A 22,771-nucleotide genomic window follows, 5' to 3' on the forward strand; every position below is an offset into this window, starting at 1 on the left:
TTACTCCCGTCGTGGGACGCCGCGGCGGTCGCGGACCGGCAGCGTGGGCGGGGTGAAACTCAACCGCCCCGCACGCCGGGCCTGCCTCGTCGTCCATGTCGTCGCCTCGGCCGCCTGGCTCGGGCTCACCCTCGGGCTGCTGGAGCTCGGCGTGACAGCGGCCACCGATTCCTCCCCGGAGACGGTGGAGGCCGCCGTCCGCTGCATGAAGCTGTTCGCCGACCGGCTGCTGCTTCCCCTGGCCCTGCTCACCCTGGCGAGCGGCCTGGTGCTGGCCCTCGGCACGCCGTGGGGGCTCGCCCGGTACCGGTGGGTGTACACGAAGTTCTGGCTGACCCTGGCCACCACCGTCGCCACGTTCTTCGCCCTGCGCCCCGGCGTGAACTCCGCGGTCGCCGTCGTGGCCGCCGGCGGGCCGCTGCCCAACGCGGGGGACGTGCTCTTCGGGCCGGTGGTCTCTCTGTCCGCCTACGTGTTCATGACCGTGATCTCGCTTCTCAAGCCCTGGGGACTCACCCGGCGCGGCCGCCGTCTGCGCCAGCGTGCTGCGAGTGTCCGTCGGACAGGCTCTCGGCCCACGGCTGCGGCGGCTGCCGAGCGTTCGTAGCATGCACGCATGAGCGGCACAGTCCCCGCAACGATGCAGGCGGCGTACGTCGAGGCCGTCGGACCGGCCGACGCCATCCGGTACGGGGAGTTTCCCGTACCGCCGATCGGGCCCACCGACGTGCTGGTGCGGGTCCGGGCCGTCGCCGCCGACCCCGTGGACACCTTCGTGAGGTCCGGCGCGTACGCCACCCCGCTGCCGCTGCCCTTCGTCGTCGGCCGGGACCTGGTGGGCGAGGTCGCCGTGGCCGGTCCCGGCGCGGCGGGCTTCACTCCGGGGCAGCCGGTGTGGTGCAACAGCCTGGGCCACGCGGGCCGGCAGGGTTCCTTCGCCGAGTACGCCACGGTCGCCGCCGACCGGCTCTACCCCCTGCCGCCCGGCGTCGCCGGTGACGCTCTCGTGGCCGCCGCGCACCCCGCGGCGTCGGCCTGGCTGGCGCTGTTCCGGCACGGCCGGCTGCGGGCGGGGGAGACCGTGTACGTCGGGGGCGGCGCCGGGAACGTCGGCGGCGCCGCCGTGGCCCTCGCCGCCCGGGCCGGCGCACGCGTCGTCGCCACGGCCCGGACCGAGGACGCCGCCGGGGTACGCCGGCTCGGCGCGGCCGAGGTCCTCGACCACCGGGCGCCCGACCTCGGCCGGCAGCTGCGCCGGGCCGCTCCCGACGGCTACGACGTGCACCTGGACACGTCCGGGCACGGGGTGCTCGCCGACGCCGTGGACCTGCTGGCCCACGGCGGGCGCCTGGTCGCGATGGTCGGACTCGGCCAGGGCGCCGTCGAACTGCCGCTCGGCCGGCTCTACACCCGGGACGCGAGCATCGTGGGCTTCGCCATCAGCAACGCCACGACCGCCGACCTCGCCGACGCGGCCCGGGGCGTCCTGGGGGCGCTCCGGGACACGCCGTGGCGCCCGCGCGTCGCCGACCGCCTGCCGCTGTCGCGGGCGGCTGAGGCGCACCGCAGGCTGGAGGCCGGGGAGGTCCGGGGGCGCCTCGTCCTCACGCCCGGGGCTGCGGACGGACGGTGAGCAGCTGCTGGGCGTGGCCCACGGGGCCGTCCACGTCGTGCAGCACGGTGCTGGTGACGCCCTGACCGGTGGGCCCGAAGACGACGGTGGTGTCCAGTCCGGTCCAGCGGCCCCGCGGTGCGCGGTGCAGGTGCAGGGTCAGATCGACGTTCGGGAACATCCACTCCCGCGGCGACTGCCGCACCGCGATGCCGTTGGCCGTGTCGACCAGTGCGACGTACGAGGCCAGCGGGCTCGCGCTCTCCCCGGCGACCAGGTCGAGGCCGGTGGAGATCCAGGCCGTGGTGCGGCCGGGGGAGGGCGGTGCGAGCGGGCGTACGTCCAGGGAGGCGATGTAGCCGCCGGGCCACTCGGTCTCCATCGGCCAGCGGGGGAGCGTGTCCGGCGCGGTGAGCCGGTCGGCGCCGCCACCGGCGACCGCACTCGTGTCCCCGTCCGCCAGCAGCCACGCCCTGGCCCGCGCCACGGAGCGGTCCGCCATGAGCACCGTCGCCTCGACCAGCTCGATGGTGCGCCCCGGACGCACGGTCTCCACCCGTATCTCGCACTCGTCCAGCGCCGGGCGGCCCAGGATGTCGAAGCTGATCCGGCTCAGTGACAGCTCCGCCGCGCCGGGACGGCGCGCGAGATGGCGGTCCACCGCGTGGACGATCAGGCCCCCGAGCGGGCTGAAGTGCTGTTCGTCCGGGCTCCACGCGCCGCCCGCGTGCCGGGTGGGCTTGTAGCGGTGCTCGTCGATCCGCTCGTAGTAGCTGTCCATGGTCGCTGTGCTGGTGTTCAACGGGCTGCTCCTGAAGCGACGGCGGTGCGAGGACGACGGCGGCGGGCCGGGACGGCGGCGCCGGGGCCGCGACCAGGATAGTTCGGCGCCGAATCGGTCCCGGCCCGAGTGGGGCACCTCCGGCGGGGAACCCAGGCCGTCCAGGAAGTGCGAGGGGGACCGCAGGCGAAGGAGCACCGCGATGGCGAAGAACCGCGACGACGGCGAGCGGCTGAAGAAGGGCGACAAGGTCACCTGGAGCAGTCACGGCTCCCGCACCGGGGGCGAGGTGGAGAAGAAGATCACCGAGCGCACCGAGGCGGCGGGCCGCACCGTGGACGCCTCTCCCGACGACCCGCAGTACCAGGTCCGCAGCGACAAGTCGGGCAGGTCGGCGGTGCACAAGCCGTCCGCGCTGAAGAAGAAGTGACAAGAGGTGAGGTGACATGGACGGCGACGCGCAGGACGAGACCCGGGACGCGTTCCACGAGTTGGTGAACATGACACCGGCCGCACTGGACAAGTGGCTCGACAGCGACGAGTCCCGCGACGCCGGGCACCACCAGGACGGCGGCGAGTCCGTCGGGCACGCCTCCGGCCGCCGGATCGTCGAGATCCTGCGGAAGAAGAAGGGCGACCTCTCCGACGACGACTACGAGCACATGCGCAAGGTCGTCGGCTACATCCGCAGGCACCTGGCCCAGCGCCCGTCGGGCGACGTCGGGGAGACCCGATGGCGGTACTCGCTCATGAACTGGGGCCACGACCCGCTGGAGCACCATGGATGACGATCCGCACCGGCGCCCCGAGGGCGTCAGCGACGCGACCGTGGAGGCCCTCGGGTCGCTGTCCAAGGCGCTGGAGACTACCGAGTGCGCCCGCGGCCACCTGTTCGCCTTCCACCAGTTCACCGGCTCCGCCGACTTCGAGCTGGACCGCGCGGTGGAACTGCTGCGCGCCGCCGGTCACGAGGACTGGGCGGAGCGGGTCCGCACGGAGATCCAGGGCCGCAACGTGATCCCGGGTCACTGGACGTTCCAGATCGTCGAGGCGTACGACCGGACGTACTACCAGGCGTTCCGGGACCTGGAGCGGGAAGCGGTGGCGCGCCTGGCCGGAGGTCGCACCCACCTCTACGAGGCGGAGCTGAAGGAGGCCCGCCGGACCCGCGACCACCCGGACCACACGTCCCGCCCCGACAGCCCCGCCTGACCACGCCCCGCGGCCCGGCGGGACGGGCGGGGCCCGGACCGGGGCGGTGGGCCCGGCACGGGCGTGACCGCCGGGCTCACCGCGTTGCGGTACCGGGGACCGGGCCGGAGCGCCGGGCGGCACGGGCGGCACGGGCGGCGGCGCGGGCGGTGTTGCGGGCCATGCCGCCGAAGATTACGGCGTGGAAGGGCCACACGCTCCACCAGTAAGCGTGGCCCGCCGGCCCGTGGGGGTGGAACAGCGCCCGCTGGCGGTACCGCGTCCGCGGGTCCTTCACCTGCGTGGCTCATGGGGCTCCGTCGCTCGCGGGACAGCCGTCACCGTGACCCCTTCCCCCGAACGCGACGGGATTGACGCGTCCGGGCCCAGGTCGACCCTTCTATACGCTGATCACGTGGCGACAGCGAACCAGCGCGGACAGCACGCGCACGAGCGGGGGACCGGACCCGGCCCCGAGGCGAGCGACCTGCGCGTCCTCGCCGTCCAGTTGCGGCGGATGAACGGCGAGATCAACCGCGTCGTGCACGGTTTCGCCGGTGCCCACACCTTGCACGCCACCGACATCCAGGCCCTCGCCGCGATCCTGGACGCGCCCGAACCCATGACGCCGGGGCGGCTGCGCCGGCACCTGGGGCTCACCTCGGGCGCGGTGACGGCCTGCGTGGACCGGCTCGAACGCGCGGGACACGTGCGCCGGGTCCGGGAGAGCGCCGACCGCCGGGTCGTCCACCTGCACTACGTGCCCGAGGCCCGCGAGGCGGCCCGACGGTACTTCCGTCCGCTGGCCGACGCCGCCGTGGCCGCCCGCGCACACTTCGACGACGACGAACTGGCCGTCGTGGGCCGTTTTCTGGCTGCGTTGAACGAGGAGCTGAGCCACGTGGCGTCGGACGACCGCTGAGCCGGCCGCCGCCCACGGGGACAGCGGCGTGTCGCGACGTCCGGCGCCTCCATGACACCCGAAGATAACTCGATAGTTGAGATTGTTTATGATCGAGCTGCATTTGGTGCCAGTGCCCCCCGAGATTTGGAGACCCGACACCGATGTCCACCCCCTCCCACCCGCCCCGAAGTGCCCGGCGCGCCCGATGGCTCGTCCCGGTGCTCCTCCTCCTGGTCTGGCTCGTCGTCGGCGGCGCGCTCGGCCCCTACGCGGGCAAGCTCGGCGAGGTCGCCACCAACGACCAGGCCTCCTTCCTGCCCCGCAGCGCCGAGTCCACCCGTGTCGTCGAGGAGCAGAAGGCCTTTCAGCAGGACGAGACGCTCCCCGTGATCGTCGTCTGGACCGCCGACGGCGACGGCGACGCCGCGGTCACCGCACACCGGCAGGCGGCCACCCGCTCGGTCGCGGGTCTCGAGGGCGACCCGGGGATCGTCGGACCCGCGAGCCCCGCGGTGCCCTCGGACGACGGCCGGGCGCTCCAGGCCGTCGTCCAGGTCGAACCGGACCTCGGCGAACGGCTCCCGGACGTGCTGGCCGACATCGGTGACGCCGCCGGGCAGGTCCCCGGCACCCGGGCTCAGCTCGCCGGCCCCGCGGCCTCCCAGGCGGACCTCTCCGACGCCTTCGCGGGCATCGACGGACTGCTGCTCGCCGTCGCGCTGATCACGGTCCTGGTGATCCTGCTGCTCGTCTACCGCAGCGTCCTGCTGCCCCTGGTCATCATCCTGAGCGCGGTCTTCGCACTGGCCCTGTCGTGCGCCGTCGTCTACGCGCTGGCCGACCGCGACGTCGTGCGCGTCGACGGCCAGGTCCAGGGCATCCTCTCCATCCTGGTCATCGGCGCCGCCACCGACTACGCGCTGCTGCTCACCGCCCGCTTCCGCGAGGAGCTCGCCCGCCACCCGGACCGCTTCGACGCCGTGCGCGCCGCGCTGCGCGACTCCTGGGGCGCCGTCGTCGCCAGCGCGGCCACCGTCGCGCTCGGCCTGCTGGCGCTGCTGCTCAGCGACCTGACCAACAACCGCGCGCTCGGGCCCGTCGGTGCCATCGGCATCGTGTGCTCGGTGCTGAGCACGCTCACCTTCCTGCCCGCCGTGCTGGTGCTGCTCGGCCGGGTCGCGTACTGGCCGGCCAAGCCGGTGCGGACCGGCGACCCGGAGGCAGGACACCGGATGTGGCACCGTGTCGCCGCCCTCGTGGACCGCGCTCCGCGCCGCATCTGGGCCGTCTCGCTGGCCGCACTGCTCGCCTGCGCGGCCTTCGCGCCCACCCTCAGCTCCAAGGGCGTCCCGCTCGACGAGATCTTCGTGAACGACACTCCCTCGGTCGCCGCCCAGCAGACCCTCGCCGAGCACTTCCCCGGCGGCTCCGGCAACCCCGCCGTCGTCATCGCCGAGGCCGACCGTCTCGACCCGGTCCTCCGGGCCGCCCGCGACACCCGCGGCGTCGCCGCGGCCGCCCCGGTGACCGCCTCGGGCCGCCCCGGCGACGGTGCGCCCCTGGTGGTCGACGGACGCGTACGCATCGACGCGACGCTCCAGGCGCCCGCCGACAGCGACGCCGCAAAGAGCACGGTGGTCCGGCTGCGGGCCGCCGTCCACGAGGTCTCCGGCGCGGACGCCCTCGTCGGCGGCTACACCGCCCAGCAGTACGACACCCAGGAGACCGCGGCCGAGGACCGCACGCTCATCGTGCCGGTGGTCCTCGCCATCATCCTGGTCATCCTGGTCCTGCTGCTGCGCTCCCTGTTGATGCCCCTGCTGCTGGTGGCGACGGTGGGGTTGAACTTCCTGGCCACCCTGGGCGTCTCGGCGCTCGTCTTCACCCACGTGTTCGGCTTCAGCGGCACCGACGCCTCCGTTCCGCTGTACGGATTCGTCTTCCTGGTCGCCCTCGGCGTGGACTACAACATCTTCCTCATGTCCCGGGTACGGGAGGAGGCGCTGCGCCACGGCGTGCGCGAGGGCATCCTGCGCGGGCTGACCGCCACCGGCGGCGTGATCACCTCGGCCGGCGTCGTCCTCGCCGCCACCTTCGCCGCGCTCGGGGTGATTCCGCTGGCCTTCCTGCTCCAGATCGCGTTCATCGTGGCCTTCGGCGTCCTGCTGGACACCCTGGTCGTCCGCTCGCTGCTGGTCCCGGCGCTGGCCCGCGACATCGGCGCCGTCGCCTGGTGGCCCGGGCGGCTGGGACGCCGTACGGGGACGGGGCGGGGGTGAGCGGCCCTGCCCGGCCGGGCGCGTCACGCGTCCGGCCGGGCGGGCAGGGGCCGCACCGTGCCGAGGAAACGCCGTACGTCGATCTCGATGACGACCCGCTCCGGGTTCGCCCGGGGCTGCCGGTAGCGGGCGGCGTACCGGGCCTCCGCGTCGCGGACCGCCGCGGCGTCGTCCCGCACCGACGCGACGCCCTCCAGCGTGGACCAGTACCTGCCGTCCACCTGGCCCACGGCGACGACCGCTCCGGCGGCCCGCCGCACGTTGCGGGCCTTCGTGGTGTCCCGGCTCGTGATGACCCGCGCCGTGCGGGTGGCGTGGTCGTACGTCACCCCGACCGGGACCAGGTGGGGCGTCCCGTCGGCCCGTGGCGTCGACAGGAAGCAGATCCGGCGCTCCTGCCAGAACCGGACGAATGCGTCGTCCACGTCGAACCGTTCCCCGGTGTCCATCCGCTCTCCTCACCCGCGCCGCGTGCGTTCCTTCCGGAACAGCATCGCCCGGCCTGCCGCAGGCCCGCCCGGCGGGGTCCGTCAGGCGGCGGGGGCTCCGCTCAGGCGGCGTCCCGTTCGGACGCGTGAGCCTGCGCCGGTTCCGGGCGGGGGCCCAGGGAGCGGTGGCTCCGGCCGCCGGGGATCAGGCGCAGGTGCCGGTGCCGCGCGTGCCGGCGCGGCGCCGGATCACCGAACAGCCGGTCCTCCAGACAGGTCATGCCGAACAACAGCAACCCCAGTCCGGGCAGTAGCAGGATGGCAACGGTAACCACGCCGCGGGCCCCTTCCGTTGTGGGACGACGCCCCGCGGGTGCCCAGGTACGCGCCGGTCAAAGCCGTCATGTTCGCGCGGTTCCCGGGTAGGGGGCCCCGACGGCAGACAAGCAGTCCCCGAGGAACGGAGCAGCCGAGCCGATGTCGCACACCTCCCCGCCCGCCGAACCGGCCACGAACCCGCACCTGGCGGCCTCGTGGTCGGACTGGATCGGCGACCACACCGCGGCACTGATCGGGATACCCCTGCGCATCGCGCTCATCGTCGTGATCCTGCTCGTGCTGCGCGCGGTGGCGAAGCGGGCCATCACCCGGGTCGTCCAGCGGGTCCTGGAACCATCGGCGGGCGAGGCCGAACAGAGCCGCCCCCGCAGGCCGGCCCGCGGCGCCGCCGTCCTGCACCGCGACCGGTCCCGGGCCCGGCAGCGCCGCGAGCAGCGGGCCCGCACCATCGGCTCGGTGCTCAGCAGCGCCGTGACCATCGTGCTCTTCATGGTCGGTGTCGCCATGGTGCTCGACCAGGTCGGCATCGCCCTCGGCCCGCTGCTGGCCAGCGCCGGAGTGGTCGGCCTGGCCATCGGCTTCGGCGCCCAGAGCCTGGTCGCGGACTACCTGTCCGGGCTGCTCATCATGGTCGAGGACCAGTACGGCGTCGGCGACTCCGTCGACCTCGGCGAGGCGGTCGGCGAGGTGGAGCACGTCGGCCTGCGCCTGACCCACGTGCGCGACCTCAACGGCGGCCTGTGGCACATCCGCAACGGCGAGATCCTGCGCGTCCGCAACGACAGCCAGGAGTGGGCCCGTGCCGTCCTCGACGTCGCCGTGGCCCACGAGGCGAACCTCGACACCGTCTACCGCGTCCTGGAGGACACCGGCCGCGCGCTGCGCGAGGACCCCGACTTCGCGGACGTCCTGCTGGAGGATCCCGCGGTGTGGGGCGTGCAGTCCCTGGACGCCGACGGGGTGCTGGTGCGCCTCGCCGTCAAGACCGTGCCGCTCCAGCAGTGGGGCGTCACCCGGGAGCTGCGCCGCCGGGTCAAGGAGGCGCTGGACGACGCGGGCGTCGAGATCCCCTTCCCGCGGCGGACGGTGTGGCTGCGCACCGACGATCCCGAGGACGAGCCCCAGGCGCTGACGCGCTGACGCGCTGACGGGCCGGCCCACCGACGCCGGATTTGCCGGACCGGCAAACAACTTTGGCGACCTCTGACCGGCGGGGGCAGCCTGCACACGGGACGCGCGTGCGACGCGCGCCCCGCCGTGCAGACCGCCCCGCCCGCTCAGGAGGCACCATGACCGACACCCCCGCCGAGGCCCCGGCCGCGGAGTTCTGGGAGGCCCGCTACCGCGACACCGGCCGCGTCTGGAGCGGGCGCCCCAACGAGCTGCTGGTCCAGGAGGCGGCCGGCCTCGCCCCCGGCACGGCGCTCGACCTCGGCTGCGGCGAAGGCGCGGACGCCGTGTGGCTGGCCTCGCGCGGCTGGCGGGTCACCGGTGCGGACATCTCCGCCACCGCGCTCGCACGCGCGGCCGGGCACGCCGCCGAGGCCGGAGTCGGCGACCGCGTCGCCTGGGAACGCCACGAGCTGGGACCCTCGTTCCCCGAAGGCTCCTTCGACCTGGTGAGCGCCCACTATCTGCAGTCCCCGGTCGAGCTCGACCAGCAGGCGGTGCTGCGCGCCGCCGCACGGGCCGTGGCGCCCGGCGGCACCCTGCTGGTCGTGATGCACGCCGGCTGGCCCTCCTGGCAGAGCGAACCGCCCTTCGAGGCGGTCTTCCCCACCCTGGACGGCGTTCTCGCCGAACTCGCCCTGCCCGAGGGGGAGTGGAGCGTCGAGACACGTCGGACGGCTCGCCGGCCGAGCGTCTCGCCCGAGGGGGTCGAGGGCTTCCGCGAGGACCACGTGTGGCGCCTCGTGCGGGTGTCTGTTGTTGAATGAGTGACCTTCTGAGAATTTTGTGAAGTAAGGCATGTTCTGGGACTTACCGGACACCCTTGGGTGTGAAGGCCATTTGGCTACCAGAGGGAGATGGTGAAATGCCTTCCAAGGACAAGGTGCTCGAGGAAGTCCGCACCGAGAACATCGACATCGACGCGGTACTCGACCCCGCCGAGCCCGACGGAGTCTTCCGTGACAGCCGCGAGTGTGCCGCGCTCGCCCTGCAGTCCGGAGGTGGCAACCTCCTGCTCTCGCCGCCGACCCCGCGCCCGAAGAAGGGCTGACGGACCGACGGGAGAACGACATGGAGCAGTCGAGCACATCGGCCCTCCTGCAGGGAACGGTGCTTGACCTCGCATCCGACGTGGTCTCCGCTCTTCGGAGCGGAGACCACGTGCGAGCGGGGAGCACCCTGACGGGAGGCGGCGCCGGAGAAGGCGTCGCACGTGCGGCGGTACGCGTCCTGGGCGCCGACACCCTGTTGCCCGGCGTCCTGCTGCGCGTGCCGCCCGAGCCCGCACAACTCACCGTGTTCAAGGACGCCGTGGCGGCCCACCCGCCGCGCGACGACGCGGCACCCACCGTCGTGTGGAGCCACTGGGCCATGACCCGCGCCCTGCGCCGGACCGAACCACCCCTGGACGGCCCGCTCGCCGACGAGCCGGGCACCGAACCCGACGCCCGCTGGCTCGACGACGCGTCCTGGCAGTTCCTGACCCACCAGCTCGCCGTCCTCGCCCCGCTCGCGCTGCCCGGCGAGGAGTGCGCCGTGACTCGCGTGGCGCGTGCCCGGCCCGTGGACGTCGCCCGCGGCTTCGTACGGGCGGTGCGCCGCCGCGACTGGCAGCAGGCGGCCGGCGCCGGGCGCTGGCTCACCCTGCTGGACGGGGTCCCCGACACCCTCGGCCTCGAGGCCGGCCTGGACTTCGTCCGCCTCATGGGAGGCTCCGACCCGCGGGTGGCCCTGCAACTGGAAGCGGCGCGACTGATGCCGGCCGGAGTCCTGCTGTGAACGTCCGGGACGGGAGCGCGCACGACGTGCGCGTGCGCGAGGTCGAGGCGGCCGCGCTGGACTGGGTGTGGGCCCACCGCGACCGCTTCGCGCTCGGCGACGACGCCCTGGCGGCCGAAGGCCAGGTCAACCGGACGTGGAAGCCGCTCGGCGAGCTGACCCAGGTCTGCGCGTCCGTGTGCCGGTGCACCCCGCCCGGGGACCCGCTGCACGCCCGCGCGTCCGAACTGCTGGACTTCACCTGGCAGCAGACCCACCGGGGCGAACTCTTCCCGCTCATGCAGTCGCTGGAGCCCTTCGCCACCTACCCGCTGGAGGTGTACGCGGCCTTCGCCTCGGCCGGACTGCGCCACCCCGGCTACGAGGCGTCCGCCGCCGTGGTGGCCCGCACCCGCGGCTGGCGGCAGACCGAGCAGTACCCCACCCGGCGCCTCGGCGTGCTCGAGGCCGAGCGGCGCAGCGGCATCCGGCCGCACGGGGGCATGCCGCAGGCGTTGGAGCGCACCTGGCTGGGCGGCCTGCCGGAACCCTGGACCTTCGAACGCCAGGCCGGATACGCGCTCACCCACGTCGTCTTCCACCTCACCGACTGGGGACGCGAGGCCCGGGGCGTGCCGGCGGACCTGGCGGACTATCTGCTCCACTGGCTGCCGCCCTGGCTCGACACCTGCCTGGACGCCCGGATGTACGATCTGAGCTGCGAGCTGCTCGCCGTCGCGGCGAGCCTGCCGCGCGCCCCGGAGCCGGCCGTCCTGGAGGACGCCTGGCAGCGTGTCGCGGCTGCCCGGGCCCCGTCCGGCGCGATCCCCGAGGAGGGCGCCGCCCAGGACGCCGCCGGGCCCGACCCGGGGCCGGATCCCTACGACTTCACCGACTGCTACCACTCCACCCTCATGGCCGCCTTCGCGGCGGCCCTCACCACGGCGGCGACGGCAGCCCCGCCGGGGGTGCGGCACACCGCACCCCGCACAGGACAGCACGCCGGACAAGGAGCGCCGGGATGACGGACACCCGCCTGATCCACCGCGTCGGAGCCGGTGCCCTGGAGTGGCTGTGGGCCCACCGCGACGCATTCCGCCTGGAGCCGGACGTGGACCCGGAGATCGGCTTTCTGGAACGCTTCAAGCCGATCGGTGAACTCGCCCTCATCTGCAAGGTCCTCTTCCGCGAGGGCGTCGCCGGCTCCCGGCAGGCCCAGCTCGCGCGCCAACTGCTCGACCACACCTGGCGCGAGACGCTGGACGGCGGCCGCATGCTGGTGCGCGGCCAGCGCATCGAGCCCTTCTCGCCCGCCCCCTTCGAGGTCTACCTGCCGTTTCGGGAACTGGGCTACAGCCAGCCCGAGATCGAGAGCGCCACCGTCCTCAACCACCGGCTGGACAGCTGGGCACGCATCCCGGTGACCCCCACCCGGCGCCTCGGCCTGTCCGCCTTCCAGCGCCGCTTCGGCCTGGCCGCCCGTCCGCCCGAGGCCGACCTGGTCGCCACCACCTGGCTGGCCGGCACCCCCGAGCCGTGGACGGTCGAGGGCCACACCGCGTACGACATCACGCACACCGTCTTCCACCTCACCGACTGGGGCGAGAACCCGGGCGGGCTGCCGCCCGACGTCGCCGACTACCTCGCCACCTGGCTCCCGGTCTGGATCGACGACTGGCTGGACCTCGAACGCTGGGACCTGCTCGGCGAACTCCTCGTGGTGGACGCCTGCCTGCCCCGCCCCACCCTCGACGAGGCCGCCTGGCGGGGCTTCGCCGCCGCGCAGCAGCCCGACGGCGCCATGCCCGCCGTACGCACCATGCCCGAGGGCGAACCCGACGCGGTGTTCGACGTGGTCTACCACCCGACCCTGGTCGCCGCCTTCGCCTCCCTGCTGGCCACCTCACGCGCCCTCACCGAGCTGGCGCACTCCGCGTCGTGACCGGCCGCCGCACTCCCTGGCCCGGCGTCCCCGCCACCGACGAACGCGCCCCGGACACCGGCACCCCGCGGGGGTCCGCACCGGCCGACGAGACGGCACTGCGCGAGCGGCTGGCCGAGGCCGTGGACGCCTCCGACGCCCCGGACGTCGTCTTCGCCGTCTCCCGGCGCGGCCGGCGCACCCTGCACAGCGGCGGCACCGCCCCGCCCCCCGACGTCCCCCGCGAGGACCTGCGCTACGAGACCGGGTCGGCGTCCAAGACCTTCACCGCGCTGCTGCTCACCCGCCTGATCCGGCGCGGCGTGCTGACCGGCGGTGAGCCGGCCGTCACCTGCCTGGACCCCGGCGCGCGGCCCGGCCCGCACCCCGTCACGCTCGCCCACCTCATCACCCACACGTCGGGACTGCCCGCACTGCCCCCCGGCTTCCTGCGCCGGGGCCTGCCCGCCTGGCGTACCAACCCCTACGCCCGGTACTCCGCCGAGCGGCTGGTCGACACCTTCCTGCGGCACCCGCCCAGGCACCGCCCCGGAACCCGCTGGCACTACTCCAACTACGGTGTCTCCGTGCTCGGCCACGCCGTCGCCGCGACCACCGGTACCCCCTGGGACCACCTGATCACCGGGCAGGTGCTGCGCGCCCTCGGCCTGAGCGGAACGGCCCTGCGCGCGGAGGGGCCCGAAACCGACGCCGTCGGCCACCGCAAGGACGGCCGTACCCCCGTGCCGGCCTTCGACGCGGGCGGCTTCCAGGCGGCCGGAGCGGTCCGGTCCACCCCGAACGACCTGCTCACCTTCCTCGAGGCGCACCTCGACCCGTCCCGCTCACCCGCCGCGGGCGCGCTGCGGGCGGTACGGGTGCCGGTGCTGCGGCGGGGACTCGGGCACCGGCACGTGCACACCGTGGGCTGGTTCCGGCACCCCACCGACGGCGGACCGATGTACTTCCACAGCGGTGCCACCCTGGGCCAGCAGGCGTTCCTGGGCTTCCGGCCCGACACGGACACGGCGCTGGCCGCGGTGTGCACCCGGCGCTTCCGCGCCCGTGACCCGTTCATCGCCACCGCCTACGCGCTCCTGGCGGAGGGATAGCGAGATGCTCGGCGCGGGGCCGCGCGAAGCGACCCCGCGTCGAGCGTCGAGCGTCGAGCGTCGAGCGCCGTGTGTCGTTCGTCGTGCAGTGTGTGTCGTGTTTAGGACGGAGCCTTCCGTCCGTCAGACCCGCTGCCACAGGGCCGGAGTGTCCGCCGGTGATCCGGCGCCCTGCGCCTGGTGGCTCTGCAGACACCGGTAGCGCACACCGTCGAAGGACACGGTGGTGCCGACCTCGTAGACCCGGCCCGCGGTCCACGCGTCCGCCGCCGCGTTGTCCTGCGGCGCCGGCGTCTGCGACGCGGCGGAGGTGGTCTTCAGGGTGAGGCCGAAGTCGCTGAGCAACGGATTGATCGGCTGGTAGAAGGTCGTCCCGCCGTTCGTGCAGTCGCCCGAGCCGCCGGACGTGGTGCCCTGCGCCTGGGTGCCCGACACGAAGGGGCCGCCGGAGTCGCCCGGTTCGGCGCACACCGTCGTCTCGGTCAGCCCGTCGACAGTGCCCTCCGGGTAGGTGACACTCGTGTCGTGCTGCCGAACGGTCCCGCAGTGCCAGCCCGTGGTCGAGCCGGAACGGCACACCGAGGCCCCCACGAGCGCCTCCACCGAACCGGCGAGCTGGATCTTCTCGCCGTCCTGCGCCTTCACGTCCGGCGTCGCGGTCCAGTCGGAGTTGACGCCCACCCAGGCCATGTCCTTGCCCGGAAAGGTCGAGGCCTGGAAGGTGCCCTGGGAGGCCTCGTTGAACCCGGTGGTGGTGGCGCCCGGGTCGCCGCAGTGCCCGGCCGTGGCGAAGCCCTGCTGGTCGTCCTTGGTGACGGAGAACCCGATGGAGCAGCGGGCCTGGTCGTTGATGTAGAAGGCGTCGCCGCCGACCAGGTCCTCCAGGACCCGGGGCTGGTCCGGCGAGACCCGGACGCCCACGTCCTGGCCCGCCACCCCGGCGGCCGCGAGGAAGGCGTTCGCCGCCGACTCGCTGGTGGCCTGGACGGTGACCCGGTTGGTCTTCACGTCGACGTACCAGACCGGCGTCTGCCGGGTCCGGGTCCGGACGGCGGCGGTGTCCAGCTTCTCCTTGACCGCGCGCAGGTCCGCCAGGTTCCGGTCGACGACGGCCGCCTCGGCGCCCTGGGCCTCGATGGCCGCGGTGTCCGCGGCGTCGGTGGTGGCCACGGTCAGGTCGGCCGAGGTGGCGCCGCTCACCCACGCCCCGGCGAAGCGGTCGCCCAGCGTGTTGCGCAGCATGCCCGCACGGGTGCCCGCCTCCGCCTCGTTGACCAGCCTGGCCGCCGCCTGTCCCGGCGCCAGCCCCAGGTCGCGTTCCATCGCGCTCAGCATGCGCGCCGGGGCCGCGGCGGCGTCGGGGGTGCGGGCCACGGCGGGCCGCGGCCCCGGGACGGGCGGCGGTGCGGCCGACGCGGCCGAGGGGAGTGCGGTAAGGACCAGGGCGCCGAGCGCGGTGAGGGCTGCGCGGCGGCTGCGCGCGGCATGTCTGCCGACCATGCGATGTGCCTCCTTCGAGTGCTGTGCGAGACAGCGGTGTTCGGTGGGCGACCGTGGGGCACGGTGCGCCTGCGGCGAAGTCACAGGCCTTGCCGCAAAGATCCGCGGGGATGCCGGACCCCGGTCTGGTTCGCGCGATGGGGGACGCGGCGGGTGCCATGTGCAGTACGCGGCGCGCTCCCGCGGCGTGGCGGGACCGGGGGATCAGGCGGGCTTCAGTCCCGGCTCGCCCGCCTCGGTGACGAACGACGCGGCGGTGGTGACGGCGGCGCCGGGTGTGCTGATGGCGGAGACCGTCCTGAAGTCGAGGTGGGTGGCCTGGCGGCCCAGTTCGGCCCGGACGTAGCCGCGCCTGCCGTTGTAGAACTTCATGTGCGGGTTGGCCCGCATGTACAGGTCCCAGTTGGCGGGCTTGTCCACACCGTCCCGGCCACTGGCCACCGAGGTGCAGGTGACCTCGGTGCCGACGGTGGCGGACGCCGGGTCGTCGAAGTCCTCCTTGACGTCGAGGGCGTAGCCCACGTGCACGTCGCCGGTGAGGATCAGCCAGTTGTCGACGCCGGCGGCCTTCGCCCCGGCGACCACCCGGTCGCGCGAGGCCCGGTAGCCGTCCCAGGCGTCCATGGACAGCGCGGCGTCGGCGGTCGCGTCGAACTTGCGCTGGGAGAAGCACACCTGCTGGGGCATCACGTTCCACAGCGCGGTGGAGGCCTTCCAGCCGTCGAGCAGCCACTGCTCCTGCGCGGTGCCGGTGATGGTGCGCGCCGGGTCGTCCGACTCGGCCCCGGGGGCGTGCGGCCGGTCGTCGTAGGCCTGGTCGGAGCGGTACTGGCGGGTGTCCAGGATGTCGAACTGGGCGAGCGTGCCCCACTGCAGCCGGCGGTACAGCCGGGCGTCGGGACCCTGCGGCAACTGGGCGGCGCGCAGCGGCTGGTTCTCCCAGTACGCGCGGTACGCGGCGGCCCGGCGCAGCAGGAACTCCGACGGCGGGATGTCGTTCTCGGGGACGCTGCCCGCGTAGTTGTTCTCGGTCTCGTGGTCGTCCCAGGCGACGACGAACGGATGCCGGGCGTGCGCGGCCCGCAGGTCCTCGTCGGTCTTGTAGAGCGAGTAGCGCAGCCGGTAGTCCGCGAGGGTCATCGTCTCGCGGTTGAACACGTCGGGCAGTGTGACATCGGTGTAGTGGCGCTCCCCGCCCGTGGAGTTCACCGCGTACTCGTACAGGTAGTCGCCGAGGTGGAACACCACGTCGACGTCGTCCTCGGCGACATGACGGAGCACGGTGTAGTAGCCGTCCATGTAGGCCTGGCAGGCGACCGCCGCGAGCTTCAGCGACGCGGCGGCGCTGCCCGCCGCGGGCGCGGTGCGGGTGCGGCCGGCAGGGCTGAGCCAGGCCCCGGCGCGGAAGCGGTAGTAGTAGACCGTCCCGGGCGTCAGGCCCTTCACGTCGACGTGGACGCTGTGGTTGTACTCGGCGTGCGCGTCGGCGGTGCCCCGGAACAGGACACCCGCGAAGTACTCGTCCAGGGCCACCTCCCACTCGACCGTCACCCGTTCCGTGCCCATCCCGCCGTCCTCCAGGAACGGCTCGGGCGCCAGCCTGGTCCACAGCAGCACCGAGTCCGGCAGCGGATCGCCGGAGGCGACACCGAGGGTGAAGGGGTCCTTGCTGATCCGGGCGGCGCGTTCGGGGGCGGCGACCGCGCCCCGGGCCGGCAGGTTGGTGGTGAAGGCGAGTGCGGCGGCGGCCGCGGTCACGGTGAGGAAGCGCCGGCGGCCGAGGTGCCGGACGGCGGCGCCCATCACGGCGTCGTGCGGGGAGAAGGCGTGCTCGGCCAGTGCGCTGGGACGGCCCGTGGGCGCCATCTGGTGTCCTCTCGTACAACGGGGCGATGCGCGGACCCCGCATGCTAAGCAGACAAAACGCCTTGAACCGGAAGGGCTTGCTGAGTGATCACACAGGCGGAGGTACGTGCGTGCGTGTGGGCGCGCTCCCTCCGGGGCACCCGGGAGCCATGGCCAGAACACGGCGCTACGACGTGGCGGCCTCCGGCCGCTGGTGGGACGAGGGCGACGGCCGCTGGCTGCCGGCCGGTGAGGTGCACGCCTGGGAACAGGGCCGGAACGAGACCGTGTGCGGGCTGTCCCTCCACCGGTCGGGGCTCTCCCGGTTTTCCGCGGTGACCTGGACCGATGTGCTCCCCGAGTCCGGTGGCGCCGCCGACGCCGTCCGCCGGGTCTGCCCCCGCTGCGCCGCCGCGGCCGGCCGCCGGGGCGCGGACTCCCGGCCCGCCTGGCGGCGCGTCAATCCGCGTCCGTAGGGCCGGACGCGCGGTCCGGCCCTGAGCGCGTCGTTCGGTGCGCGTCTACTCGGTCAGCGGCGAGCGGCTCACCCGGATCTTGGACTGGCCGTGCGGCCGCTTCTCCCAGTCCTCCATGAACCGGGCGTGCAGGCGGTGCTGGGCGGCGAGGGTGAGCAGGGTGTCGGTGCGGTAGTAGAAGTCCTCGCGGAGGACATGGTGCTCGGTGCCCTCCGTCCGGTCGAAGGTGAAGTCGAAGAATCCCGTGTCGGTCAGGATCCGGCCGACGTGCGCGAGGCACTCGTCGATGACTTTCAGGGGCGAGTGCGAGAAGACGCTGTGCGCGTGGACGACGTCGAAGTGGCCGTCGGGCAGGAACTCCAGCCGCAGATCCCCGGTGAGGGTCAGGTGGGGCAGTTTCGCCTGGAGTCCGCGTTCGGCCAGGGTCTCCTTGGCGGCGATCAGGATGTCCGGCGAGATGTCGATGCCGTAGTAGTGACCGGTGTCGAGGTGGTCGATGAAGCGCCAGCCGCCGCGCAGGTTGCCGCAGCCGATGTCGAGCATGCGGTGCCCGGGACGCAGCCCGTGCTCGATCAGGTAGTCGAACTGCATCCGCCCGAGCGCCAGCCAGCGCTCGTGGGTCCGGCTGCCGACCGCGGCCTCCGGGGCGCGCCGGCTGTCGGACGCCATCACCGCCCGGTAGTAGCCGACGTGATCGGGGTGCTTGATCCGCAGCCACGCGTCCCGGCCCGCCCGGCGGACGAAGGGGCCGACGCGTTCGGGGTGGCGCAGCGCGTACCCGGCCTTGTGCGTGAGCGCGGCACGGTTGCTGCGCAGCTTCTTCGGGGACTTGGCGTCCTCGGGCATGGGGGACGACCTCCGTACGAGTGACTCGGACAGGAAGAGTGCCGGGCGGGGCCAGTGGTCGCCGGTCGTGCCGGCCTCGTGGTAGCGGGACACATACCCGAGCCGGGCCGCGCACTCCCGCCGTTCCCTGTCCAAGATGTCTGGACTTTCAGTCCAGGTGCTGGACGTGTAGTCTGAATGGCTTCGGAGTCGAGCGAGGAGGCCCAGAAGATGACCGAACCCGCACTGGACGCCGAACGCGACGCCGTCCTCGCCGCGCTGCGGCCCGTGGTCGACGGCATCGCCGCGACGTTCGGGCCGGTCTGCGAGGCGGTGCTCCACGACTACCGGCATCCCGAGCACTCGGTCGTCGCCGTCGCGGGGTCGGTGACCGGGCGGACGGTGGGCGGGGCGATGAGCGAGATCGGCATGCGCGTGCTCGCCCGCGGCGACGAGGCGCGCGACGAGCTGAACTACGTCACGCGCACGCGCGAGGGCACGCTGCTCAAGTCCTCCACCATGGTGCTGCGCGACTCCACCGGCGCCGTCTTCGGCGCCCTGTGCGTCAACCTGGACGTCACCGCCGTCGACCGCGCCCACGCCCTCCTAGGCGCCCTCGCCGGGATGGCGCGCACCCCCGCCGAAGTACCGGCCACCACCTTCGGCGACGACATCGACGCCGTGGTCGACGCCATCGTGGACGACCACCCGCTGCGCCGTGACACCAGCTGGGCGGCGCTGGACCGCGAGCGGCGACTGGAGCTGTTCCGCGACCTCGACGGGCGCGGGGTCTTCGCCGTACGCCGCTCGGTCGAGCACGTCGCCGCCCGGCTCGGCATCTCCCGCGCCTCCGCCTACCACTACCTCTCCCAGGCCCGCGCCGTCCCCGGCCCGGCCGCCGACACCCACTGAGGACCCCCGTGACGTCCACCACCCCGCCGGTCACCCTCGACGACGTCCGCTCCGCCGCCGCCCGCATCGAGGGCGTCGCACACCGCACCCCCGTCCTGCGCTCACGCACCCTGGACGCCCTCGTCGGCGCCGAGGTCCACCTCAAGTGCGAGAACCTCCAGCGGGTCGGCGCCTTCAAGTTCCGCGGCGCCTACAACGCCGCCTCCCGCCTCACGCCGGAGCAGCTGGCCCGGGGCGTCGCGGCCTACTCCTCGGGCAACCACGCCCAGGCCGTCGCCCTGGCCGCACGCGAGCTGGGCACCACCGCCGTGATCGTCATGCCCGAGGACGCACCGCCCTCCAAACGGGACGCCACCGCCGGCTACGGCGCCGAGATCGTCACCTACGACCGCTACACCGGCGACCGCGCGGCCATCGCCGAGGCCCTGGCCGCCGACCGGGGCCTGACCGTGATCCCGCCCTACGAGCACCCGCACGTCATCGCCGGCCAGGGCACCGCCGCCCTCGAACTGGTCGAGGAGACGGGAGAGCTCGACGCGCTGATCGCACCGGTCGGCGGCGGCGGACTGATCGCCGGGAGCGCGACCGCCGTCAAGGCCCTGCACCCCGGCACCCGGGTGATCGGCGTCGAACCGGAGGCCGGGGACGACACCAGGCGCTCCCTGGAAGCCGGCCGGCGCGTCACCGTGCCCGTCCCGCGCACCATCGCCGACGGCCAGGCGCTGCCCACCCCCGGCGAGCTGACGTTCTCCCTCAACCGGCGGCTCCTCGACGCCGTCGTGCTGGTCTCGGACGACGAGATCCGCCACGCGATGCGGTTCGCCTTCGAGCGGTTGAAGACCGTGCTCGAACCCAGCGGAGCCACCCCGCTGGCCGCTCTCCTCAACGGCCGGATCGACGCCCTGCCCCACCGCGTCGGCGTGATCCTCTCCGGCGGCAACGTGGACGCCGCCCGCTTCGCCGCACTCTGCGGCGGGCCTCGCTGACCCCATGGGTCCCCCGGATGGCGTCCCCGAGTTGACAGGCGGACGATGGAGTGGTGGGGCCAGGGAAAGGAGGAGCGTCATGCTGGAGGCAAAGACGCTCGACAAGCCGGACGAGCGGCGCGACTTTCCGCGCGGGCACATCGAGGCCGTCCACATGGAAGGGCTCGACTTCGCCGTCGCCACCTTCGAACCGGGCTGGCGCTGGTCGGAGTCCGTGGCGCCGATCGCCGGCACCGACAGCTGCATGATCCATCACAACTGCTACGTCGTCGAGGGACGCATGCACGTCCGCATGGACGACGGCACCGAGAGCGAGATGGGCCCGGGCGACGTCTTCGTCTGCTCGCCGGGCCACGACGCCTGGGTGGTGGGCGACGGACAGTGCGTCGTGTACGACTTCGCCGGCAGCATGGCGAAGGAGTACGCCAAGGCCGACTGACCGGAGGACCGGAGGACAGAAAAGGGGGAGGGGGTGACCGCAGTGGTGGTCGCCCCCTCCCCCTCCCGCCATTCACGCGGCCGCCGTCACCGCCCCCACCGCCGGTGTCCGCAGCACCCGCCGGGCCGTGCCCAGGATCGTCCCCAGCGTCACCGCCGCCGACACGGCCACCATCGCGAGCCACACCCCGAGGAACTGGTCCGGCAGCACCGCGTCGGTGCGGACCACCGTGAACGGCACCACGCCGGCCAGCGCGGCCACCGTGCCGAAGAACACCCCGGTCACCGTGAGGACCAGACCCTCGGTGGCCACCACGCCCAGCACCTGCCCCGGCGTCGCCCCCGCCAGCCGCTGTTGACCGAATTCACGCGCCCGGTACGTCGTCGCCGCGTACAGCGAGTTGACCAGCATCACGCACACGAACACCGCGATGATGCCGACCACCGTGAGGTTGAGCGTCTCCAGGTTCTTGGCGTCGACCGACTTCACCAGGCCCGAGGCCTCGACCGCGTCGCTCTCCACGGCCTGCATCGTGACCGTGGCCGTCGACACGGCGGTGAACATGATCAGCGACACCAGGATCCCGGCCAGCTGATCCGCCCGCCTCCGCAGGTTCCGCACGGCCAGCCAGCCGCTCGCGCCGCTCAGCGGCAGCCGGTCGAGCACGCCCTTCAGCAGCCGCGGCGACAGCAGCGCGAAACCGACCGACAACAGGATCGCCCCGTAGGCCGGCGCCGCCATCAGCGCCTCGTCCGTCGCGGAGAACAGGAAGGTGGAGCAGGCCCCGAGGGCACCGGTGACCAGTGCCGCATACGCCAGGAACCGCGTCGCCCCGGTCCGCTCCCGGCGGCCCCGGGTCAGCCGCCGCACCGCCAGGAACGCGGCGCCCGCGGACGCCAGCAGCGTGATGTCCACACCGCTCAGCAGCGCCACCGGCCCGAAGGAGTAGTCCACGGACCGCGCCACCTGGCCGCTGTCCTGGAACAGGTCGAGCAGCGCCCGTCCGCCGAGCATCGCCGGGCCGATCGCCAGCGCCGCGCCCACCAGGGCCACGGCCACCGCCTCACCCACGACCATCCGCTTGATCTGCGCCGGGGTCGCCCCCGAGCAACGCAGCAGCTCCAGCTCGGCGGTGCGCTGACGCACGTTGACCGTCAGCGTCGAGGCCACCGCGAAGAACACCAGCAGGGTTCCGTACCCGCCGACCACCCCCGCCGCCGTGCCCAGCGTCTGCGAACTGACCGGGTCGACGCCGGCCTGCCCGGCCGTGTCGTGCATCGAGTTGAACGTCATGATGATCCCCGCCCCGAGGAAGGCGGACAGCAGCGTCGCGAGGAACCGTCCGGGACGGCGCCGGATCGACCGGAGAGCCAGTACGAACATCGCTCACACCTCCGCCGGCACGTCGTCGCCCAGGTGCGCGAGGCGCTCCGCGACCGCGTCCGGGGTCGGGGCGTCCATCCGCCCCGCCGGCCGGCCGTCGGCGAGGAAGACCACCGAGTCGGCGTACGAGGCGGCGACCGGGTCGTGCGTCACCATCACCACGGTCCGTCCGTGCACCCGCACCGCCTCCTGGAGGAGCAGCAGCACCTGCCGGGCGCTGCGCGTGTCCAGGGCGCCCGTCGGCTCGTCCGCGAAGATCACCCGGGGTTCGGTGACGAGGGCCCGGGCGATCGCCACCCGCTGCCGCTGACCGCCGGAGAGCTGGTCGGGGCGGTGGCCGAGCCGGTCCCCGAGACCGACCGACGTCAGGATCTCCCGCACCCGCCTCCGGTCGACGCGCCGTCCGGCCAGCTTCAGCGGCAGCACCGTGTTCTGCGCGACGGTCAGCGTCTCCAGCAGGTTGTACTGCTGGAACACGAACCCGACCCGGCCGCGCCGGAACTTCGTCAGCTCCGCCTCGCCGCCACCCGTCAGCTCCTTGCCGTCCACGCACACGATGCCGCTGTCCGGCCGGTCGAGGCCGGCCGCGCACTGCAGCAGCGTGGACTTGCCCGAACCCGACGGCCCCATCACCGCGGTGAACGTTCCGCGCCCCAGGCTCAGCGTCACACCGTCCAGGGCCCTCACGGCGTTCTCCGCCGAGCCGTACGTCCGGGTCACCTTGACGAGCCGGAGCGCCTCGGGGGCGGGGCCCGGGTCGTGGGTGCCTCGTGCTCCGGAGCGAAACATGGTCATCACCTTCCGTGCGGCCCGCCCTGTGCGGTGCCTCGTGGAAGACGCTACGGAGAGCGGCGCCGGGCCACACTGGGTGCAGAGCCCGTATCGGGGGGTGTACTCAGCGACACCCCGG

General features: G+C 73.6%; 26 protein-coding genes and 1 pseudogene. 18 read left to right on the forward strand and 9 right to left on the reverse strand.

The annotated features are described in order from the left end of the window. Positions 1 to 52: 52 nt before the first annotated feature. Both AB0P07_RS26235 and AB0P07_RS26240 read left to right on the forward strand, forming a co-directional pair. On the forward strand, positions 53 to 607 hold the full coding sequence (locus AB0P07_RS26235) for a DUF2269 domain-containing protein (protein ID WP_365554825.1): 555 nt from the start codon (positions 53 to 55) through the stop codon (positions 605 to 607). A gap of 9 nt (positions 608 to 616) precedes the next feature. Continuing rightward, complete coding sequence (locus tag AB0P07_RS26240; protein WP_365554827.1) at positions 617 to 1,633, forward strand: NADPH:quinone reductase; 1,017 nt, start codon at positions 617 to 619, stop codon at positions 1,631 to 1,633. On the opposite strand, the gene AB0P07_RS26245 is transcribed toward AB0P07_RS26240, so the two are convergent. After that, entirely contained in the window at positions 1,605 to 2,414 is an 810-nt protein-coding gene (locus AB0P07_RS26245) for a thioesterase family protein (RefSeq protein WP_365554829.1), read from the reverse strand. The two genes, AB0P07_RS26240 and AB0P07_RS26245, sit on opposite strands and share 29 nt — an antisense overlap. Before the next feature lie 181 nt (positions 2,415 to 2,595). Between AB0P07_RS26245 and AB0P07_RS26250 the strand changes: the two genes are divergently transcribed. The 3 genes from AB0P07_RS26250 to AB0P07_RS26260 are packed head-to-tail and all read left to right on the forward strand — an operon-like array spanning position 2,596 to position 3,605. Next, positions 2,596 to 2,823, forward strand: coding sequence for a DUF2945 domain-containing protein (locus AB0P07_RS26250; RefSeq protein WP_365554830.1), 228 nt, complete (start codon positions 2,596 to 2,598; stop codon positions 2,821 to 2,823). A 16-nt stretch (positions 2,824 to 2,839) separates the two neighbouring features. Next, positions 2,840 to 3,181: a DUF3140 domain-containing protein gene (locus AB0P07_RS26255; protein WP_365554832.1), complete on the forward strand. Its 342-nt coding sequence runs from the start codon at positions 2,840 to 2,842 to the stop codon at positions 3,179 to 3,181. Further along, positions 3,174 to 3,605: a hypothetical protein gene (locus tag AB0P07_RS26260; RefSeq protein WP_256111560.1), complete on the forward strand. Its 432-nt coding sequence runs from the start codon at positions 3,174 to 3,176 to the stop codon at positions 3,603 to 3,605. The genes AB0P07_RS26255 and AB0P07_RS26260 overlap by 8 nt, the downstream gene beginning before the upstream one ends. Before the next feature lie 76 nt (positions 3,606 to 3,681). Here the strand turns inward: AB0P07_RS26260 and AB0P07_RS26265 are convergent. Then, a pseudogene (locus tag AB0P07_RS26265) lies at positions 3,682 to 3,870 on the reverse strand (DUF2867 domain-containing protein); the annotation flags it as partial. A gap of 129 nt (positions 3,871 to 3,999) precedes the next feature. Between AB0P07_RS26265 and AB0P07_RS26270 the strand changes: the two are divergent. Continuing rightward, on the forward strand, positions 4,000 to 4,506 hold the full coding sequence (locus tag AB0P07_RS26270; RefSeq protein ID WP_365554834.1) for a MarR family winged helix-turn-helix transcriptional regulator: 507 nt from the start codon (positions 4,000 to 4,002) through the stop codon (positions 4,504 to 4,506). A 143-nt stretch (positions 4,507 to 4,649) separates the two neighbouring features. Beyond that, positions 4,650 to 6,767: an MMPL family transporter gene (locus AB0P07_RS26275; RefSeq protein WP_365554836.1), complete on the forward strand. Its 2,118-nt coding sequence runs from the start codon at positions 4,650 to 4,652 to the stop codon at positions 6,765 to 6,767. Between the two features lie 23 nt (positions 6,768 to 6,790). Here the strand turns inward: AB0P07_RS26275 and AB0P07_RS26280 are convergent, their stop codons facing one another. After that, a complete protein-coding gene (locus tag AB0P07_RS26280; protein ID WP_365554838.1) occupies positions 6,791 to 7,216 on the reverse strand; it encodes a TIGR03618 family F420-dependent PPOX class oxidoreductase in 426 nt (141 codons plus the stop codon). Between the two features lie 101 nt (positions 7,217 to 7,317). After that, on the reverse strand, positions 7,318 to 7,530 hold the full coding sequence (locus tag AB0P07_RS26285) for a hypothetical protein (protein ID WP_365554840.1): 213 nt from the start codon (positions 7,528 to 7,530) through the stop codon (positions 7,318 to 7,320). A 142-nt stretch (positions 7,531 to 7,672) separates the two neighbouring features. Here AB0P07_RS26285 and AB0P07_RS26290 point away from each other — a divergent pair, with 142 nt between their 5' ends. The 7 genes from AB0P07_RS26290 to AB0P07_RS26320 all read left to right on the forward strand — a co-directional run bounded on the left by AB0P07_RS26290 (position 7,673) and on the right by AB0P07_RS26320 (position 13,495). Beyond that, entirely contained in the window at positions 7,673 to 8,674 is a 1,002-nt protein-coding gene (locus tag AB0P07_RS26290; RefSeq protein WP_365554842.1) for a mechanosensitive ion channel family protein, read from the forward strand. A 149-nt stretch (positions 8,675 to 8,823) separates the two neighbouring features. Continuing rightward, positions 8,824 to 9,471 (forward strand): methyltransferase domain-containing protein, encoded by a 648-nt coding sequence (locus tag AB0P07_RS26295; RefSeq protein ID WP_365554843.1) that lies wholly within the window; start codon positions 8,824 to 8,826, stop codon positions 9,469 to 9,471. Between the two features lie 98 nt (positions 9,472 to 9,569). Further along, complete coding sequence (locus AB0P07_RS26300) at positions 9,570 to 9,755, forward strand: hypothetical protein (protein WP_256111568.1); 186 nt, start codon at positions 9,570 to 9,572, stop codon at positions 9,753 to 9,755. Between the two features lie 20 nt (positions 9,756 to 9,775). Further along, positions 9,776 to 10,483 carry a hypothetical protein gene (locus AB0P07_RS26305; RefSeq protein ID WP_365554845.1) on the forward strand — a complete coding sequence of 236 codons (708 nt, stop codon included), beginning with the start codon at positions 9,776 to 9,778 and terminating at the stop codon, positions 10,481 to 10,483. A 26-nt stretch (positions 10,484 to 10,509) separates the two neighbouring features. Continuing rightward, on the forward strand, positions 10,510 to 11,487 hold the full coding sequence (locus AB0P07_RS26310) for a hypothetical protein (RefSeq protein ID WP_365555054.1): 978 nt from the start codon (positions 10,510 to 10,512) through the stop codon (positions 11,485 to 11,487). Further along, entirely contained in the window at positions 11,484 to 12,404 is a 921-nt protein-coding gene (locus AB0P07_RS26315) for a hypothetical protein (RefSeq protein ID WP_365554847.1), read from the forward strand. The genes AB0P07_RS26310 and AB0P07_RS26315 overlap by 4 nt, the downstream gene beginning before the upstream one ends. Next, a complete protein-coding gene (locus AB0P07_RS26320) occupies positions 12,401 to 13,495 on the forward strand; it encodes a serine hydrolase domain-containing protein (protein WP_365554848.1) in 1,095 nt (364 codons plus the stop codon). Before AB0P07_RS26315 ends, AB0P07_RS26320 begins: the two co-directional genes overlap by 4 nt. A gap of 123 nt (positions 13,496 to 13,618) precedes the next feature. Here AB0P07_RS26320 and AB0P07_RS26325 read toward each other — a convergent pair whose 3' ends face one another. Beyond that, positions 13,619 to 14,995, reverse strand: a complete 1,377-nt coding sequence (locus AB0P07_RS26325) for a trypsin-like serine protease (protein ID WP_365554850.1) — start codon at positions 14,993 to 14,995, stop codon at positions 13,619 to 13,621. Between the two features lie 204 nt (positions 14,996 to 15,199). Next, positions 15,200 to 16,861 carry an alkaline phosphatase D family protein gene (locus tag AB0P07_RS26330; RefSeq protein ID WP_365554852.1) on the reverse strand — a complete coding sequence of 554 codons (1,662 nt, stop codon included), beginning with the start codon at positions 16,859 to 16,861 and terminating at the stop codon, positions 15,200 to 15,202. A 149-nt stretch (positions 16,862 to 17,010) separates the two neighbouring features. Here AB0P07_RS26330 and AB0P07_RS26335 point away from each other — a divergent pair, with 149 nt between their 5' ends. Then, positions 17,011 to 17,316 (forward strand): hypothetical protein, encoded by a 306-nt coding sequence (locus AB0P07_RS26335; RefSeq protein WP_365554853.1) that lies wholly within the window; start codon positions 17,011 to 17,013, stop codon positions 17,314 to 17,316. Between the two features lie 45 nt (positions 17,317 to 17,361). Here AB0P07_RS26335 and AB0P07_RS26340 read toward each other — a convergent pair whose 3' ends face one another. Continuing rightward, the gene (locus tag AB0P07_RS26340; RefSeq protein WP_365555056.1) at positions 17,362 to 18,162 is read right to left on the reverse strand and encodes a class I SAM-dependent methyltransferase; all 801 of its coding nucleotides are present in this window, start codon (positions 18,160 to 18,162) and stop codon (positions 17,362 to 17,364) included. 210 nt (positions 18,163 to 18,372) lie between these two features. Here AB0P07_RS26340 and AB0P07_RS26345 point away from each other — a divergent pair, with 210 nt between their 5' ends. The 3 genes from AB0P07_RS26345 to AB0P07_RS26355 all read left to right on the forward strand — a co-directional run bounded on the left by AB0P07_RS26345 (position 18,373) and on the right by AB0P07_RS26355 (position 20,478). Then, positions 18,373 to 19,053, forward strand: a complete 681-nt coding sequence (locus AB0P07_RS26345) for a PAS domain-containing protein (protein WP_365554855.1) — start codon at positions 18,373 to 18,375, stop codon at positions 19,051 to 19,053. Positions 19,054 to 19,061: 8 nt separating this feature from the next. Then, positions 19,062 to 20,039 carry a pyridoxal-phosphate dependent enzyme gene (locus AB0P07_RS26350; protein WP_365554856.1) on the forward strand — a complete coding sequence of 326 codons (978 nt, stop codon included), beginning with the start codon at positions 19,062 to 19,064 and terminating at the stop codon, positions 20,037 to 20,039. 79 nt (positions 20,040 to 20,118) lie between these two features. After that, on the forward strand, positions 20,119 to 20,478 hold the full coding sequence (locus tag AB0P07_RS26355) for a cupin domain-containing protein (protein ID WP_365554857.1): 360 nt from the start codon (positions 20,119 to 20,121) through the stop codon (positions 20,476 to 20,478). A gap of 72 nt (positions 20,479 to 20,550) precedes the next feature. Here AB0P07_RS26355 and AB0P07_RS26360 read toward each other — a convergent pair whose 3' ends face one another. Together AB0P07_RS26360 and AB0P07_RS26365 are read right to left on the reverse strand one after the other, a co-directional pair. Next, complete coding sequence (locus tag AB0P07_RS26360) at positions 20,551 to 21,861, reverse strand: FtsX-like permease family protein (RefSeq protein ID WP_365554858.1); 1,311 nt, start codon at positions 21,859 to 21,861, stop codon at positions 20,551 to 20,553. Positions 21,862 to 21,864: 3 nt separating this feature from the next. Then, positions 21,865 to 22,650: an ABC transporter ATP-binding protein gene (locus AB0P07_RS26365; RefSeq protein WP_365554859.1), complete on the reverse strand. Its 786-nt coding sequence runs from the start codon at positions 22,648 to 22,650 to the stop codon at positions 21,865 to 21,867. Positions 22,651 to 22,771 lie beyond the last annotated feature (121 nt).

This window comes from Streptomyces sp. NPDC085944, assembly GCF_040686295.1.
In the GTDB taxonomy this organism is placed as follows: domain Bacteria; phylum Actinomycetota; class Actinomycetes; order Streptomycetales; family Streptomycetaceae; genus Streptomyces; species Streptomyces salinarius.